Here is a 16353-nt window from a genome sequence, read left to right on the forward strand (position 1 = left end):
GAGGTTATCATGACTAAACGATTGCTGGTCATTGAAGATGAATCAACGCTGTCCCGACTGTTGTCTTACAACCTGACACAGGAAGGGTATGAAGTTACGGTAGAAGACCATGGCAGTGCCGGTCTGGAACGCGCTCAGAACGAATCGTTTGAGCTGATTCTGCTGGATTTGATGTTACCGGGAATGTCGGGATTAGATATTTTACGCAAACTGCGCAGCTCCGGCATACGCACACCTGTCGTTATTTTGACAGCCAAGAACGCAGAGGAAGAAGTCGTCGAAGGTCTCAAAGCCGGTGCCGATGATTATATTACCAAGCCATTTGGCGTCTCCGAGCTGCTGGCACGTGTAGCCGCAGTACTGCGCCGGGCAACCGGTCGTGAAGATCAGCCGGTGGAAGAGAACTCGCATGAGAGCCGTATCGAGCTGGGCGATCTGATGATCTATCCGGACAAGTACGAGGTTGCACTGGGCACACAGCAGATTACACTGCGTCCCAAAGAGTTTGAAGTGCTGCTGTATCTGGCACGCAAGCCGGGTGTAGTTATGACGCGGGATGATCTGATGAATGCCGTATGGGGATTTGATTATATCGGCGGTCAGCGTACTGTTGATGTGCATGTCAGTTCCCTTCGCAAAAAGCTCGAACTGGATCCGGAATCGGTACATATCGATTCGATTCGTGGTGTAGGCTACAAACTCGTTGTACGCAAAAAAGCAGGTGCTCCTCATTCCGGTTAACGGAATGACGGGCATCTTTTTTTTATGGGAAAAGAACCCAAAATGTCAGCAGCAAGTTTTACTTTGGCGATTACATAATCATTCATTAATCCGCAAATTAAATTTACAATCATGAATTAGTCTGAGAGTAGAAGTAATACTAAAGAACTAAGGGAGACGATAGGTTTGTCTAATCTATTGCTGGAAAAACCAGAAGGCCAGGTAAAGAGCGAAGATCATAAAGTCTTACTAAAACAAGCAAATACAGCAGATACACATACAGAAATAACCGAGCTGCGGGAAGAAGTGAAGGCAACAAGCCAAATGCCGGATACAGCGGAAACGCATAGGATACAGAGGGACCAAAGTCCTGATGACAATCCGAGCCAAGAGATAACCACACATGATCCGCAGCGAACACTGCTGCATTACCGGATTATGATACCGGCTATAACAACAGACGAGACATGCGGCGTTACCTTGCAGCGCTTTCGCAGGGAGGAGCAGCTGCCCTGTATCGCGGTATGCAGTGAATCTGGCGAACCGATTGGCCTGATTATGCGGGAGCAGTTCTACCGCCGTATGGCGAGTCGATTCGCTACTGAGCTGTACGAGGGGCGGCCGACCAGTCAATTTACCCGGCCGGATATACTGGTGATGGATATTCATACCGATGCAGCTGCTGCTGTAGATGCGGCTCTGGCACGGGAGGGCGAAGCCTTTTATGAATGTATGCTGCTCACAGATCAGGGACAGCTGGTTGGTGCCATTACGATCCGGGATATGATGGAACTATCCCGCCACCTGCAGTCTTTGGCCGAGCAGCAGCGATTGCAGTCTCTTCGTGAGACCTGTGCATTCGTCATGCAGATCGAACAGGCTGTGCAGACCGTGACTGGTGCAGCTGTACACACATCCAGTCAGCTGGAAGCGATCAAGGTTCGCACAGTGTCCGGTCATACTGAACTGCACGAAGCAGAGGAGAGCTTCCGGCAGGCACAGCAGCTGGTCAACCGCCAGCGTCTGCAGGCTGAAGAGATGCAGCAGCATACGGTTCAGGCGCGCAAAGTATTGGACGATGTATCTCAGCTGGCCGGACAGAGTACTATGCTGGCGCTTAATGCTTCTATCGAAGCGGCACGGGCAGCGCAGGCAGGCAGCGGATTTGCAGTGGTAGCAGGGGAGATGCGGCATTTGTCGAGCCGGATTACTGGATTGTCTGCCAATGTGACCCGGCTGCTCAGTAGCCTGAATGAGATGATCGGACAATCAGCGGAATACAGTCAGACAGCCGAGCGGACGATGGAGCGAAGTCTGACGTCGATTGTCCAGGCGGACCGTCTGTTTACCGAAATGGCTGCAGGTGCGGATGAGGCTTCTGCCCATGCGAATCAGCTGCTGGATCGTGCAGCCGAAGCGGCGCGCCTGACTGCTCTGGTATCTGCCGGACTGCAGGGCTGACAGGCAGCAGGAAGTTTTACATTCCCTTTACAATACGGGAGCTCTCGGTTTACAAATATCACTTATGATGTATAGATGCCAGTCGGAATCATAACCCGGTTGTGATTGCCGTACAAGAGAATCAAGGGAGTGTGACTCTGTGTCAGACATTATTCGCATTGAAGAATTGAATTTATATTATGAGAAGCATCATGCTCTTAAAAATATCGGACTTACTATTCAGGAAAAGGCAGTGACCGCTTTTATCGGACCGTCCGGCTGCGGTAAATCCACATTGCTGCGTACATTGAACCGCATGAACGACATGATCCCCGGTACACGGATCGAGGGTAAAGTAGAGATCGCCGGTTCCGACATTTACGGAGATAATGTGGAAGTAGAGGATCTGCGCCAGCAGGTGGGCATGGTCTTCCAGCAGCCCAATCCATTTCCCAAATCCATTTATGAAAATGTAGCCTATGGACCTCGTCTGCAGGGAATTACGTCCAAAGCGCAGCTGAACGAGATTGTGGAACGCAGTCTGCGGCAGTCTGCGCTGTGGGAAGAAGTCAAGGACTACCTCAAAAAGTCGGCACTGAGCCTGTCCGGCGGTCAGCAGCAGCGTCTGTGTATCGCACGCGCGATTGCGAGTCAGCCGGATATTCTGCTGATGGATGAGGCGACTTCTGCCCTTGATCCTATCTCTACTCTCAAAATTGAAGAGTTGACGCAGGATCTCAAAAAGGATTACACCATCGTTATGGTTACCCATAACATGCACCAGGCAGCACGGATCTCCGACCAGACGGCCTTTTTCCTGAATGGAGAAGTGGTAGAGTCCACGGATACGACAGAGATGTTCTCGAATCCGACCGATTCCCGCACGGAAGATTATATCTCCGGCCGATTCGGCTGAGGGCAGCAGGTCTTTGCTTGTTGAATAGCTGACCGCTTCAAGCCAGCACCGGAAAGGATACACTGTCGTCCGGGCGCAGAAACCGACCAACTGTCATAAGTGGTGTAATCTGCATTATTCAACCAGCCCAGAGGAGGATTATGAATGCCTAACCGCAAAGGATTTGATGAAAGTCTCGATGAACTCCGGCATCTACTTACCGCCATGGGAGATCATGTGATCGAGGCACTGGAAGATGCGGTAAAGTCACTGCAGACCATGGACACGGCCAAAGCCAAAGCCGTCGTGGACAATGACTATCGCCTGAATGAAATGGAAGAGAAGATCATGGATATCGGTTCCCGCCTGATTGTGACCCAGCAGCCGGTTGCCAAGGATCTGCGCCGCATCATTGTCGCATTCAAGATTTCCAGCGATCTGGAACGTATGGGAGATCTGGCACGTGACGTCGCCAAAGTTACTTTGCGTATGCAGGGCTCCAGCCTAAACAAGCTCCTGGTAGATATCCCGCGCATGTCCGATATCGTTATTCAGATGACCCGGGATTCCATTCAGTCCTATCTGGACGAAAATACGGATCTGGCTCACAAAGTGGGCAACGATGATGATCAAGTGGATCATATGTACAGCGGCATGATTCGTGAACTGCACCAGCATATGCTGGAGAATGCGGCAGACGGCCCGCAGGTGATGCTGCTCAATCTGACAGGACGCTATATCGAGCGAATCGCCGATCATGCGACCAATATCGGCGAAAGTGTTGTCTATCTGGTTACCGGTAGACGCCCGGATCTGAACAACTGACCAATTTCATCGCAATACCACCCAAGCACCGGAACTTATCCGGTGCTTTTGTTTTGGAAAAGGGGGCCTTGTGGTATCATAGAATAAGCGATGTTATCACTGAAGAACCTCAAAATACGGACTTGTACATGCACGCTTTGACTATAGGAGGATCTATGGAAAAATTTATGTTAATAGATGGAAATAGTATTATTTACCGCGCCTTTTTTGCTATGCAGCAGCCGATGACTACATCAAGCGGTATGCATACCAATGCGGTGTACGGATTTACCAATATGCTGCTGCGTTTGCTGGAAGAAGAGAAGCCGACTCATGTCATGGTCGCTTTTGATGCCGGGAAAATCACATTCCGTCACAGCAATTATCAGGACTACAAGGGAGGTCGTCAAAAGACACCACCTGAGCTGTCCGAGCAATTCCCGCTGCTCAAGGATTTGCTGACAGCCTTCGGCATTTCGCATTATCAGCTGGAAGGCTATGAAGCGGATGACATTATCGGTACCCTTTCCCTGCATGCCGAGCAAAAAGGCTGCGAAGTGATCGTCATCAGTGGCGACAAGGATATGCTGCAGCTGGCTTCCGAGCATGTCAAAATCGGTCTGACCCGCAAAGGTGTGAGCGATATTGAAGCCTACGGACCGGCCGAAGTACAGGAACGCTATGGTCTCACGCCGGCGCAGATTATCGATCTCAAAGGACTGATGGGCGATGCGTCTGATAATATTCCCGGTATTCCGGGTGTTGGCGAGAAAACAGCACTGAAGCTGCTGCATCAGTATGGAACTGTCGAAGAAGTACTGGAGCATACAAGTGAACTCAAGGGCAAAATGAAAGAGAAAATCGAAACCCATGCCGACGATGCACGCATGAGCAAGGAACTGGCGACTATTTTCCGCGAGGTGCCATTCGAGGCGACATGGGACAGCATGAAATACGAAGGGATACAGGCAGCTACTGCTGTATCCGCATTGCAAAAGCTTGAATTCAAATCGATTCTGCAGCGGCTGGATCTGTCGTCAGCAGCACCAGATGGTGTACTGGATCATCTCGATCTGGATGAAGCCGCCGGACAACAGGCTGAAGAACTGGCTGTTACAGTAATCGGCGAGGAAGAAATAGCCCAGTTGGAAGCGGCGCTGCCGCAGATTGATGTGGTGCATATCGAGAGCCGCGGAGATAATCCGCATCATGCCAGTCTGGTCGGTATCGTACTGTCTGCACCGGATCAATATTTCTTCCTGACTCCCGAGACACTCAAAAGTGAAGCCGCTGCTCCAATTCGCAGCTGGCTGGCCGATGAATCGATCCCCAAAGATGGTCATGATCTGCATCGCGCTGATCTGGTGCTGTTCTGGGACGATATTCCTTTTGCCGGGGCGCGGTTTGATATCCAGATTGCCGCATACCTGCTGGACCCTACCGATTCCGGTCAGAGCCTGAGCGTACTCGCTGGCCGCAGCGGTCTGCCGCAGCTGCCGGAAGATGAGACTGTATTTGGTAAAGGTGCGCGTTACAAAGTGCCGGAAGCAGATGTACTGAGCCTGCACCTGGCTCGCAAAACAGCGACGATTCGTCAGCTGGTGCCTCTGCAGCGTGAACAATTGGAGCAAAACGAGATGACCAGCCTGTTCGTAGACCTGGAGATGCCACTATCCCGAATTCTGGCGGATATGGAAAAGCAGGGCGTTGCCGTAAATGCGGATGAACTGCGTGCTCTTGGTAAGGAGTTCGAAGGTCAAATTAATAAGCTGGTTACACAAATCTATGAGCTGGCGGGCACCGCATTCAATCTGAATTCACCCAAGCAGCTCGGCGAAATTCTGTTTGAACGGCTTGGATTACCGGTAGACAAGAAAACAAAAACAGGTTATTCCACCAGTGCCGATGTACTGGAAAAACTGGCACCCTATCATGAGGTTGTGCAGCTGATTTTGAATTATCGCCAGCTCGCCAAGCTGCAATCCACTTATGTAGAAGGACTGCTCAAGGAGATTCATCCGAAATCGGGCAAAGTGCATACGTACTTCCGCCAGACGATTACGGCAACCGGACGATTGTCCAGCCAGTTCCCGAACCTGCAAAATATTCCGATTCGTCTCGAAGAAGGGCGCAAGCTGCGCAAAGTATTTGTGCCTTCCGAGCAAGGCTGGTCGATGCTGGCCGCGGATTATTCGCAGATCGAGCTGCGTGTACTGGCCCATATTTCCGATGATCCGAGACTGAAGGATGCGTTCCTGCACGATATGGATATTCATACCAAGACGGCGATGGATGTATTTGGTGTCGACCGTGAGCAGGTGGACAGCAATATGCGCCGCTCTGCCAAAGCGGTCAACTTTGGTATCGTGTATGGGATCAGCGATTATGGACTGTCCCAGAATCTGGACATTACCCGCAAGGAAGCAGCCGAATTTATCGCCCAGTATTTTGACGTATTCCAGGGCGTACGCCGTTATATGGATGATATCGTTACCGAAGCCAAAAAGAACGGCTATGTGAAGACGATGCTGGAACGCCGCCGTTATTTGCCGGAGATTCGTTCCTCCAACTTCAATTTGCGTTCTTTTGCCGAGCGTACAGCGATGAATACGCCAATTCAGGGAACCGCCGCCGATATTATCAAGCTGGCGATGGTGCATATGGACAAGGCGCTCAAAGATCGCAAGCTTAACAGCCGTATGCTGCTGCAGGTACATGATGAATTGGTATTTGAAGTACCTGCCGATGAGATGGAAGAAATGAAAACACTGGTACCACAGGTCATGAAGGAAGCACTGCAGCTGGCTGTTCCGCTCAAAGCGGACGTGAGCTATGGCTCCAACTGGTACGAAGCGAAATAGCATAAATAAAGGATAGGTGAATCATATGCCGGAATTGCCGGAAGTAGAAACAGTCAGACGCACTCTTAACAGCCTGGTCACCGGCAAGCAAATTGAACGGGTTACCGTATCGCTGCCACGTATTATCCAGCGGCCGGATGACCCGCAGCAATTTGCACTGGAACTGCAGGGACATACTATAGAAACCGTTGAACGGCGCGGCAAATTTTTGCGAATTGTAATGGACGGACTGGTTATGGTCTCCCATCTGCGGATGGAAGGACGCTATGGTGTATATGAACAAAATGAACCGGTAGAAAAACATACCCATGTCATTTTCCATTTTACCGATGGCACGGAATTAAGATACAAGGATGTACGTCAGTTCGGCACGATGCATCTGTTCAAAACCGGTGAAGATCTGGAATCCAAACCGCTGATGCAGCTCGGTCAGGAGCCGCTCGATCCGGAATTTACAACCGAGCAATTTATCCGCGTGATTGGCAAGCGCAAAACGATGATCAAACCGGTACTGCTCAATCAGGCGTACGTGGTAGGAATCGGGAATATCTATGTGGATGAGGCACTGTTCCGTGCCGGTATTCACCCGGAGCGTATCGCCGGCGACCTCAGCGAAGAACAGCTGATTCGTCTGCATGAAGCGATCGTCTCGACACTGACCGATGCGGTGGCAGCCGGTGGATCTTCCATCAAATCCTATGTGAATGGTCAGGGCGAAATGGGAATGTTCCAGCACAGTCTGCGCATCTATGGACGCAAAGCACAGCCCTGCTATGAATGCGGCACGTTGATCGAGAAAACGGTAGTAGGCGGCAGGGGTACCCATTTCTGTCCGGTCTGCCAGCCTCTTCCGATACGACAGAAACATTGAGGTGACAGCATGAATATAGGATTAACCGGAGGAATCGCTACGGGGAAAAGTACAGTCTCCGCCTGGCTGGTGCAGCATGGAGCTGCACTGGTCGATGCGGATCTGATCGCACGGGAAATCATGATGCCTGGTCACCCGGTACTGCAGCAGGTCAGGGAGCGTTTTGGAGCCCATATGCTGAATGAAGACGGTACACTGAACCGCAAGCAGTTGGGCGAGCATATTTTCACACATCCCGAAGAACGCCAGGCGCTCGAAGGCATTACCCATCCGGCGATTCGCGCCCTGATTCACAGCCGCGTAGCCGAGCTGGAAGCAGCCGATCCACAGCGACTGGTTATAGCGGATATTCCCCTGCTGCTTGAAGCGAGGGATGCTTATCGCTTTGATGAAATTATGGTCGTATATGTACCGCGCGAGATTCAGTTGCAGCGACTGATGCAAAGAGATGGATTGACAGCGGAGCAAGCAGAGAAGCGGCTGGCTGCGCAGATGGATATCGAGGAGAAAAAGCGGATAGCGGATATTGTGATTGATAACAGCGGCACACCGGAACAGACACAGCAGCAGCTGCAGCAGTTCTGGGAGAGCAAGAGGTTAGTATGAATCAGCTCAAACGGAAACTGATCCGCAAACGGATTTTGCTGCCGCTGTTTCTGGTTGTGCTGGTGCTGGTCCTGTTTAATACGCGCTGGCTGGCCTGGATCTATCCCATCGAATTCAAAAATGAAATTCGTGCCCATGCTTCGGCATATCAGGTCGATCCGTTCCTGATTGCTTCCATTATCCGGGTGGAGACCAATTTCCAGCCCAGTATGGAATCGAAAAAGGGTGCGCTTGGCGTCATGCAGTTAATGCCGGATACCGCCCAGTGGGTAATGGACAAGGCTCATCTGAACAATGTATCGATGGAGACCGTCAAGCACGATGCTGATCCCAATATCGAGATCGGTACGTGGTATCTGGGCAACCTGATGCAGCAGTTCGGCGGCAATGAGATCGCGGTGATCGCAGCCTATAATGCCGGCCCGAGCAAGGTCAAAAGCTGGATCAGCAGTGGTCAGTGGGATGGTACGCTAGAGCATGCCAAAGATATTCCCTATGGCGAGACGAGACATTATGTGCAACGTGTATTATATTATTATAAGCAATATACCAAATTATATGACGCCTTCTGAATAGATGGAACAAACGGCATAAAGGGAAAGGAAGGTGACACTGGAAGTGAAATGCCCCTATTGTGGTCACAACGGAACAAAAGTGCTGGATTCCCGTCCAGCCAATGACAACAAGTCGATCCGCCGCAGGCGGGAATGCGAGAGCTGCAGCCGACGCTTTACTACATTCGAGATGGTCGAGGTTGCGCCGCTGATCGTAATCAAAAAAGACGGTAGCCGCGAGGAATTCAGCAGGGACAAGCTACTGCGCGGATTGATTCGTGCGTGCGAGAAACGTCCGGTATCGGTCGACCAGCTGGATGCAATTGTCTCGGAGGTTGAGAAAAGTCTGTATGCGACAGCACTGGCTGAGGTAGAGAGCCGGGCTGTAGGCGAGCTGGTGATGGAACAGCTATATCCGGTAGATGAAGTGGCTTATGTACGCTTTGCCTCGGTTTATCGTCAGTTCAAGGATATTAGCATGTTTATGAAAGAACTGGAAGGGCTGCTGAATGATGATTCCAAGCAGGACAAAAAGCCTTCCATCAAGCAGGATGCGATTCTGCCCCAGCATAATCGGGAACGTGAAGACCAATAATTCGAACCTGCTGCTTTCTGTATAAGAAAAAGCAACAAAGAAGCATCACCGCTTGGAGTTTCCGAATAAGGAAGCAGATAGCAGTGATGCTTTTTGCGTAGACAGCATGATTGGTGCCATAACAACAGAAGAATCAGATTAGATAACCTTTTGCCTATTGTCAAAATAAAGACCAAAGCATACAGGCAAAAAAAGACCGCATTCCTGCTTTACTTCTCTGGCGAAAGAGAGTAGACAGGAATGCGGTTTATTAATTTGCGGCTGGATTCGATAGATTCTAAAAGGAAAGGATGACTATGATTCCAGTCGCAGGTGGTATGGAAATTCCGATATTTCGGTATCTATCTTCGAATATTTAGTGGCTCAGAGAGATCTTGAATGAGTCACCAGCTTTACCGCCGAATACGATCATGCCGCTTTCCGGCAGCTTGGTACTGTGACCGCCATTCACGACGGAGGAGTAGACAGTTTGTCCTTTGTTATCATACACGACAAATCCTGCTCCTTTTGGAAGCGTTACATTGATTTTCTGACTGGCAGTCTTTTTGTCCAGCTTCATCCATTTGGCACGGTGATCGGCCGGAACTTTTACGGACGAAGAAGAAGCAGGCAGCGTAGACACTGCGTCTTTGCTAATAAAGGATTGTCCATTGATCTCCATATATTCAGTTTTGCCCTGACGGGAGAAATTCAGATCAAACGTATCGCGTCCGGACATAACCGGAATCTGCATGATATTAACACTTTTGTTCGCATTAACGATTTTGGTACCCAGCGCATAACCGAGGCTGGTGTCTGCCTGGATCGTTTTGCTGATTTCGGTCGGGATCAGATAAAAGCCCGAATTGATTTTTTCGTCGGTATTGTAATAGGTTTTGCCGTTACGCTGCTGCCATGTTTTTTTGACTGCAGCAGGCAGAGTCTGCTTGTCCAGTTTTTGACCGACATACAGAGCCATCTGGGATTGCTCCAGTTCAGGTATATTGAGATAAGCGTTTAGCTTCAGATAGGTATGGCCGTTTTTCTGGCGTTCAAAGCTGGCGAGAGCAGAACCGTCTTCACTGCGGAACTTACCTTTGCCTGCATAGATATACTGCTGTTCCGGAATCATGCCGGACATTTGCGTAGCCAGTTTGAATTTTCCATTGCGGATCTGAACATCAAAAGTCTCGCCGACTGTACCATAAGTGCCGTTATACTTTTTCATATCGGCTGGCATAGCGATCTTGCTGGCTGCCGGGAACTGCTGGTCTGGCAGAATACGTTTAATGGTGCCTTTGTCCTTCAGTACATGCAGCATTACTTCGCTGGCTACCGCTTCATTGTACATAGAGGAACCGCCGGATGTTAATACCGCCATACTGAGTCGCTGCTCCGGTACGCTGATCAGGCTCGCATGATACATGAGGGTATCGCCGCCTTTGGATACGGCTTTTAATCCATAACGGTCAAAGGGGGACAGCTGTACCGCATCCCAGCCCAGCCCATAGTTGAAAATATTGCTTGTCTCGGATACCCACATGCCGCTGCGATACTCTGGACGGGTCATCGCCTGGGTCGAAGCCGTGGAGAGGAGATCAGGACGCTGTCCAGTGAGTACTTCGGCAAATTTAACGACATCTTCTGCCGTGGAATATACGCCGCCGGTACCAATAATATTGGTATTTTCGACCGGCAAAGCCTTGTCAGTCAAGGTAGGAAAGTACGTCTTTACCAGGCGACTCCGGTCAAATTGATCCAGTGGTGTCAGTGTCGACTTCAGCTGTAGAGGCTTGCTGATGCGCTCCTGGATAAACTGCGGATAACTTTGGCCGCTGACTTTGGCAACCATAAGTTCAAGCAGCTGGAAGCTGTCATTGGAATAAACGGAGAAGGCACCCGGATCAGCTTTCAACGTCTCGTTTTGCAGCGCGGGCAGCAGATTGTCGCGATTAATTGTATTATTGTCATTGAACAGAATAGAGTTGCCGTAATGACTGCCGTACAGTCCGGAAGAGTGATTCATCAGAATACGTGGTGTAATCTGTTTGTACCGTTCATCCTTCATTTTGAATTCCGGCAAGTAATCGGTCAGTGGACGATCGATATCGATTTTGCCCTCTTCAGCCAGCATCATCGTTGCTGCTGTCACATACATTTTGCTTGTCGAACCGATACCGAACATATCCTCTTTGCCAATCTTGCTGTTACCCTTGCGCCCGGAGGTACCGGCGCTGCCGGAGAGAACGATTTTGCCATGATCCATTACGGCGTATTGCACACCGGTCACGCCGTATTTATCCAGCAGGATCTGGGCCAGCTGCTGCGCCCGGGATGAGGTGTTAGCTGTAACAGTCTGCGGCTGGGAAGCAGATGCTGCGTGGGCTTTGGTTTGTTCAGCAGCAGAGATACTGCCGGATGGCAGTAATGCCGAAGTAACGATAACGATACTTAGCAGACATTTGCTGACTGTATTGATTGTTTTCATTGTATTCATTCCTTTCGGTAGTTAGTCAGATGTATTCTCATCTGTGCATAACCGAAGCATACCGCAGATCCGAATCGATAAAGCGAAAATGGGCTGAAACGAATATCTTTGTCCCTGAATGGCAAAAAAAGAACCGGCATAAGCACCGGTTCATCGCAGGATGTATTATATTTTTTGCAGGAGATACCGTATCTATTACCTGGGAGCATGTCCTATCATTCTTGCTACTCTTCATAAAAAGGAAGCACAACCATGCTTTCGACCCGGTGATTATGGTTCTCGATCGTCATATGACCGCCGTATTTCTCGCACAGACGGGAGATATTGGTCAGTCCCAATCCATGGTAACCATCACCTGGTTTGCTGCTGCTCCAGTCTGTCTGGGGCGTACTGGAATGATTGGTAATATGGATATACAGCGTCGATTCGTTGGAATGGATATTGATAGAGATATACCGATCATCTGCCACCCGGATATGCTTGCTCGCTTCGATTGCATTATCCAGCAGATTGCCGAGTACTACGCACAGATCATAACGCTCGATGTGTACAGTCGGCGAGTGCAGTCGCAGCCGGGTATCGATCCGTATGCCATTGGATTGTCCAATACTAAGCGTATTGCTGACCAGAGCATCAATTACCAGATTACCGGTATTGACGCGATGGTACGCCTGATCAACCCGGTTCAGCGTCGTCTGAATATGCTCGATCGCCGCCTCCGGCTCCTGGCGGCGTATACATTCTTCTATATAAAGCAGATGCTGGTTCGTGTCGTGGATCACACGCTTGATATCCTTGAACGTATGCACTGTTTTCTCGTAATTGGCATCCTGATAATCCATTTGCTGCTGCAAATACACATTTTGATTGAGCAGCCGGAACCGTTCCATCAGCATATCAAACATATAAATAACAAACACATTCAAAAACAGCAACCCGAGTACCGAGATCACATAATAGCTGTTTCTCTGACTGTAGGCGAACAGCACATTAATTTGCCAGATCGAGATGAGTGGTACAATCAGAAACAGCAAATAATAGCGCGGCTGCAGTACGATACTGTGCCTCCGGCTGATCAGACGAATCAACTGGGAGATCATCAGCATAACGAGAAAACTGAACAACAGCAGCTTGATTGAGCGATTGTAATGGCTCTGCATCAGCCGATAGGGTGTATCCACCGAATAATCGACACCACCAAAAAACAAATAAACGCCCATTGAATTGATAATGGTCTGCAAGACTACATAGATAAAAGTAAACACGATTATCGTACCCAGCTGCGCCCTGTAGGACAGCGCCAGACAAAGAATCATCACTATAGCCAGCAGTGAAGAGAGGGTCGCAGGCATATCCACCAGATAATAGATCAGATGCAAAATCACAAATCCGATAATGTACCCCAAACGATTCGGTCTGCGGTTTACTTTGCCCAGTACAGCATCAAAGTAAAATTGACCCAATAGCAGCGTCGGCACTATAAACAGCAGCACAAGCAGCATATAGCCCATATTCGGCGGCATCTCAGTTCAGCTCCTTGATCATAAAGCGTGTACAGGCATCCTTGACTTCCTTTACCCGGGAGCGTCCAATCGGCAGCTCCAATCCGTTGGACATCAGCACCTGATTGCCGGCGAACTTTTTGGCATGGCGCATATTGATAATGACGGAGCGGTGAATTTGCAGGAAGTTCTGTTCTTTTAGAGCAGACGCATAGGTTGCCAGCACACCTTTACTTTCATAGGTATCCTGAGCAGTAATAAAATGCAGCTTGTTTTTGAAAGTCAGACTTTTGACCGCTTCGATCGCAATTAGATCATCATGCTTGATCACGAGCTCATCATAGCCGGACTTGATCACGAGCAGCTTATGCTCCTGAGACTCCCAGTAGCGATAAAGGGACAGGATTACTTCATCAAATCGCTCCGGCTGCACAGGCTTGATCAGATATTGAAATGTCATCACATCAAAGCTGTCGACCATATATTCCGGATAACTGGTAAGGAAAATAATCTGTTCATCCATATGTTGCCATTCCCGCAGCTTGCGCGCCGTCTCGATACCACTGCGACCGGGCATTTCCACATCCAGAATCCAGGCATGAAAAGAAGGTTGTGCCTGTTCGTAATGCTGCAGCAGCAGCTCCCCGGATGCAAATTCCTCCATTACAAATTCAACGCCTGTACGAACCGACAACGCAGTCAGCAGCTGACGAACCTGTGCACGCTGTTGACTGGAATCATCACAAATCGCCACTCTATACATGATGGATACCTCCGTTCCTATAAAAATGCTCCGGCTCCAGTGTAGCATGGGAAAAGAGCCGAATCCTGTCGATATTGCCGAACAGCAAAATTCGATCCCTGAATAGCAGGGCTGTATCAAAGGCGGATTTCAGCGATTAGTCAGCAATTAGATTGTATACTCATTTTTTATGTATCACTTATAGAAGCCAAGCGTTAATCATAAAACTGGAAAAATCCATCAAAAAAAGCCTGCTTCACCGAAGTGAAACAGACTTGATAGATAAGGTATGCGGTCGAGAGGACTCGAACCTCCACGGGGGTAAGCCCACACGGACCTGAACCGTGCGCGTCTGCCAATTCCGCCACGACCGCAAAAAAATATGTAACTTCCTGATCCTCATGTTGTGCGTTCTAAGATGTCAGACAGGAAGTGGTGAACGAATCACCGTAATTAAGAGTATACGCTTTTTGGAGGAGGAATGCAAGCGAATTTTGAAAATAAAAATAAGCAGGCTAATGTATATCCTCTGCTAACACTCCTAAGGCTATCCAGCAGTGTTCTATAGACTGTCTAAGAGTACTTCAAATGCTAATCCATAATGCTCCAAAAGTTGTCTAATAGTGCTCTAAAGTCTACCCAATCATGCTCCATATACTATCTAATAGCACTCCAAATCCTATGCAATGACATTCCAGAGGTTGTTTAATGTGAATTCAGATGCTACACAAAATAGTATTAGGCTGTAATCGTCTCTCAAAATAAAGACGCAAGTATGGAGAGCCGGCATACAAGCCGCTACATAGCCAATCTCCATCTTTGCGTCTCTTATTTTTTTTCGTTTGGGTTACTTGGCCGATAATTGTTTGACCATTGTGTCAATCGCATACGATTTGGCGAGTGGGGTATCATTGAAAAAACTGCTGTCTATAATATAGACATGTCCTGCCTGTACAGCAGCCAGTTGATTCCAGATCGCGCCATCTGGAGAAGCCGCCATGCGTTTGTTCAGTGCGGCTGTCGTATCATCCTTTATACCGGTAGAGATAAACAGATAGCCCGGATTCATCGTTTGCAGCTGCTGCAGGGTTACCGGCGAAGACTCGCTGCCAGTCGTCATGCCTTCCGGTGCTTTGAGTGCCAGATCCTGATACAGCACTTCGCCTACACCGTCTTTGACATTATTGTGCAGAGTCAGCTTATTATCCTGCATACTCAGCGCAGCCACGGTAGACGTTCCAATAATAGGCGACAGTTTGCTTTTGGCTCCGTTGAATTTTTGTTGGTAGGCATTCATAAACTGCTTGGCCGCTGTATCATGATCCAGGAAAGTGCTATACATGTACAGCTCGTTACGCCAGTCCAGTGCCGGATCGATATAGGCAGTAGGAGCAATTTTGGTGAGCGCATCGTAAGTGGCACGGTCGCCATTATTGGTAATGATCAGATCCGGTTTCTCGGCAGCGAGCGCATTAAGATCCAGCTCGCCGTTCTGCCCTTCAATTACAGTCAGTTTGTCGCGCTGCTCCTCGCTGGTGTAAGGAGGAAATACATAGTTGCCTGTCGCAGGCTTGGGTGCCAGCGAGACGTCTGCGCCAATCGCATTCATGTAGTCCATCGCGTACTGGCTGGTAACTGCGATGCGCTTGGCAGAGATTGGTACATTGACCGTACCATAGGAGTCTCTGACTGGCATTTCCTTAATACCGTTCGGGTTAAAAATATCCGCCCGCGTTTCTTTGGGCTGTCCGCAGGCTGTCAACAAAACGAGGATCAGGGAAAGCACCAGTCCTGCTCTGATATAAGCTGTTGAATATTTCAAAATCATCCGCCTCTTTTCCGAGTGTGCTTGGATATTGAAATCGTTATGGTAGCAGGCCGGTAATCGTACCTGTTATTATAAAATACCCAATAACTTTATTATACCAATAGCAGAGGAACGAAAGTCAACGCATTGACACAACTGTCACCGGCTTGTCACAGAGTATAGTTACCGATGTGAAAATATCGGTTGAATGACTTGAAATTCAAAGCAGGAGCCTAGCAATTCTCTATTTATATGGGAGTAAGCAGGGAAGCTCATAGATATACGAAGTTCAATACAAATGACAAAATTCGGATAAAAGTGTTGACTATTTTGCTGATTCATGATACATTAAAAAAGTTGTTGAACAATTACATATTATGGGGCCTTAGCTCAGCTGGGAGAGCGCATCGCTGGCAGCGATGAGGTCAGGGGTTCGATCCCCCTAGGCTCCATTACCAAAAAGTCCGTCAAACACAGGAATTCCCAAGT

The 16353-nt window shown here is 49.0% G+C and carries 13 protein-coding genes and 2 tRNA genes; 10 read left to right on the top strand and 5 right to left on the bottom strand.

Annotated elements, in window-relative coordinates:
* Positions 1 to 9: 9 nt before the first annotated feature.
* From AR543_RS09975 to nrdR, 9 genes are all read left to right on the top strand, one after another.
* Positions 10 to 741 (top strand): response regulator transcription factor, encoded by a 732-nt coding sequence (locus tag AR543_RS09975; RefSeq protein ID WP_060534006.1) that lies wholly within the window; start codon positions 10 to 12, stop codon positions 739 to 741.
* A gap of 165 nt (positions 742 to 906) precedes the next feature.
* Positions 907 to 2181, top strand: coding sequence for a methyl-accepting chemotaxis protein (locus AR543_RS09980; protein WP_060534008.1), 1275 nt, complete (start codon positions 907 to 909; stop codon positions 2179 to 2181).
* 139 nt (positions 2182 to 2320) lie between these two features.
* Entirely contained in the window at positions 2321 to 3076 is a 756-nt protein-coding gene (pstB, locus tag AR543_RS09985) for a phosphate ABC transporter ATP-binding protein PstB (protein ID WP_060534010.1), read from the top strand.
* Positions 3077 to 3220: 144 nt separating this feature from the next.
* Positions 3221 to 3880, top strand: coding sequence for a phosphate signaling complex protein PhoU (gene phoU / locus AR543_RS09990; RefSeq protein ID WP_060534012.1), 660 nt, complete (start codon positions 3221 to 3223; stop codon positions 3878 to 3880).
* Positions 3881 to 4035: 155 nt separating this feature from the next.
* Positions 4036 to 6720, top strand: a complete 2685-nt coding sequence (gene polA, locus AR543_RS09995) for a DNA polymerase I (RefSeq protein ID WP_060534014.1) — start codon at positions 4036 to 4038, stop codon at positions 6718 to 6720.
* Between the two features lie 25 nt (positions 6721 to 6745).
* Positions 6746 to 7591 (top strand): DNA-formamidopyrimidine glycosylase, encoded by an 846-nt coding sequence (mutM, locus tag AR543_RS10000; RefSeq protein WP_060534016.1) that lies wholly within the window; start codon positions 6746 to 6748, stop codon positions 7589 to 7591.
* A 9-nt stretch (positions 7592 to 7600) separates the two neighbouring features.
* The gene (gene coaE / locus AR543_RS10005) at positions 7601 to 8197 is read left to right on the top strand and encodes a dephospho-CoA kinase (RefSeq protein ID WP_060534018.1); all 597 of its coding nucleotides are present in this window, start codon (positions 7601 to 7603) and stop codon (positions 8195 to 8197) included.
* Complete coding sequence (locus AR543_RS10010) at positions 8194 to 8769, top strand: lytic transglycosylase domain-containing protein (RefSeq protein ID WP_060534020.1); 576 nt, start codon at positions 8194 to 8196, stop codon at positions 8767 to 8769. Before coaE ends, AR543_RS10010 begins: the two co-directional genes overlap by 4 nt.
* Before the next feature lie 46 nt (positions 8770 to 8815).
* Positions 8816 to 9346 carry a transcriptional regulator NrdR gene (gene nrdR, locus AR543_RS10015; protein WP_060536723.1) on the top strand — a complete coding sequence of 177 codons (531 nt, stop codon included), beginning with the start codon at positions 8816 to 8818 and terminating at the stop codon, positions 9344 to 9346.
* 355 nt (positions 9347 to 9701) lie between these two features.
* On the opposite strand, the gene AR543_RS10020 is transcribed toward nrdR, so the two are convergent.
* The 5 genes from AR543_RS10020 to AR543_RS10040 all read right to left on the bottom strand — a co-directional run bounded on the left by AR543_RS10020 (position 9702) and on the right by AR543_RS10040 (position 15879).
* On the bottom strand, positions 9702 to 11813 hold the full coding sequence (locus AR543_RS10020; RefSeq protein ID WP_060534022.1) for a serine hydrolase domain-containing protein: 2112 nt from the start codon (positions 11811 to 11813) through the stop codon (positions 9702 to 9704).
* A 224-nt stretch (positions 11814 to 12037) separates the two neighbouring features.
* Positions 12038 to 13336, bottom strand: a complete 1299-nt coding sequence (locus AR543_RS10025) for a sensor histidine kinase (protein ID WP_082472188.1) — start codon at positions 13334 to 13336, stop codon at positions 12038 to 12040.
* 1 nt (position 13337) lies between these two features.
* Positions 13338 to 14078, bottom strand: coding sequence for a LytR/AlgR family response regulator transcription factor (locus AR543_RS10030; RefSeq protein WP_060534024.1), 741 nt, complete (start codon positions 14076 to 14078; stop codon positions 13338 to 13340).
* 269 nt (positions 14079 to 14347) lie between these two features.
* Positions 14348 to 14431, bottom strand: a tRNA-Leu gene (locus AR543_RS10035).
* Between the two features lie 473 nt (positions 14432 to 14904).
* Entirely contained in the window at positions 14905 to 15879 is a 975-nt protein-coding gene (locus AR543_RS10040) for an ABC transporter substrate-binding protein (protein WP_060534026.1), read from the bottom strand.
* 364 nt (positions 15880 to 16243) lie between these two features.
* On the opposite strand from AR543_RS10040, the gene AR543_RS10045 reads away from it, so the two are divergent.
* Positions 16244 to 16316: transfer RNA gene (locus AR543_RS10045), tRNA-Ala, on the top strand.
* The last annotated feature ends 37 nt before the right edge of the window (positions 16317 to 16353 follow it).

Origin of the sequence: Paenibacillus bovis, assembly GCF_001421015.2 — a bacterium.
Classification (GTDB): Bacteria; Bacillota; Bacilli; order Paenibacillales; family Paenibacillaceae; genus Saccharibacillus; species Saccharibacillus bovis.

Bases quoted from the DNA above. Each gene is read 5' to 3' on its own strand.
- AR543_RS09975 (WP_060534006.1), top strand. From the start codon at position 10: ATGACTAAACGATTGCTGGTCATTGAAGATGAATCAACGCTGTCCCGA.
- phoU (WP_060534012.1), top strand. From the start codon at position 3,221: ATGCCTAACCGCAAAGGATTTGATGAAAGTCTCGATGAACTCCGGCAT.
- polA (WP_060534014.1), top strand. From the start codon at position 4,036: ATGGAAAAATTTATGTTAATAGATGGAAATAGTATTATTTACCGCGCC.
- mutM (WP_060534016.1), top strand. From the start codon at position 6,746: ATGCCGGAATTGCCGGAAGTAGAAACAGTCAGACGCACTCTTAACAGC.
- coaE (WP_060534018.1), top strand. From the start codon at position 7,601: ATGAATATAGGATTAACCGGAGGAATCGCTACGGGGAAAAGTACAGTC.
- AR543_RS10010 (WP_060534020.1), top strand. From the start codon at position 8,194: ATGAATCAGCTCAAACGGAAACTGATCCGCAAACGGATTTTGCTGCCG.
- AR543_RS10020 (WP_060534022.1), bottom strand. From the start codon at position 11,813: ATGAAAACAATCAATACAGTCAGCAAATGTCTGCTAAGTATCGTTATC.
- AR543_RS10025 (WP_082472188.1), bottom strand. From the start codon at position 13,336: ATGCCGCCGAATATGGGCTATATGCTGCTTGTGCTGCTGTTTATAGTG.
- AR543_RS10030 (WP_060534024.1), bottom strand. From the start codon at position 14,078: ATGTATAGAGTGGCGATTTGTGATGATTCCAGTCAACAGCGTGCACAG.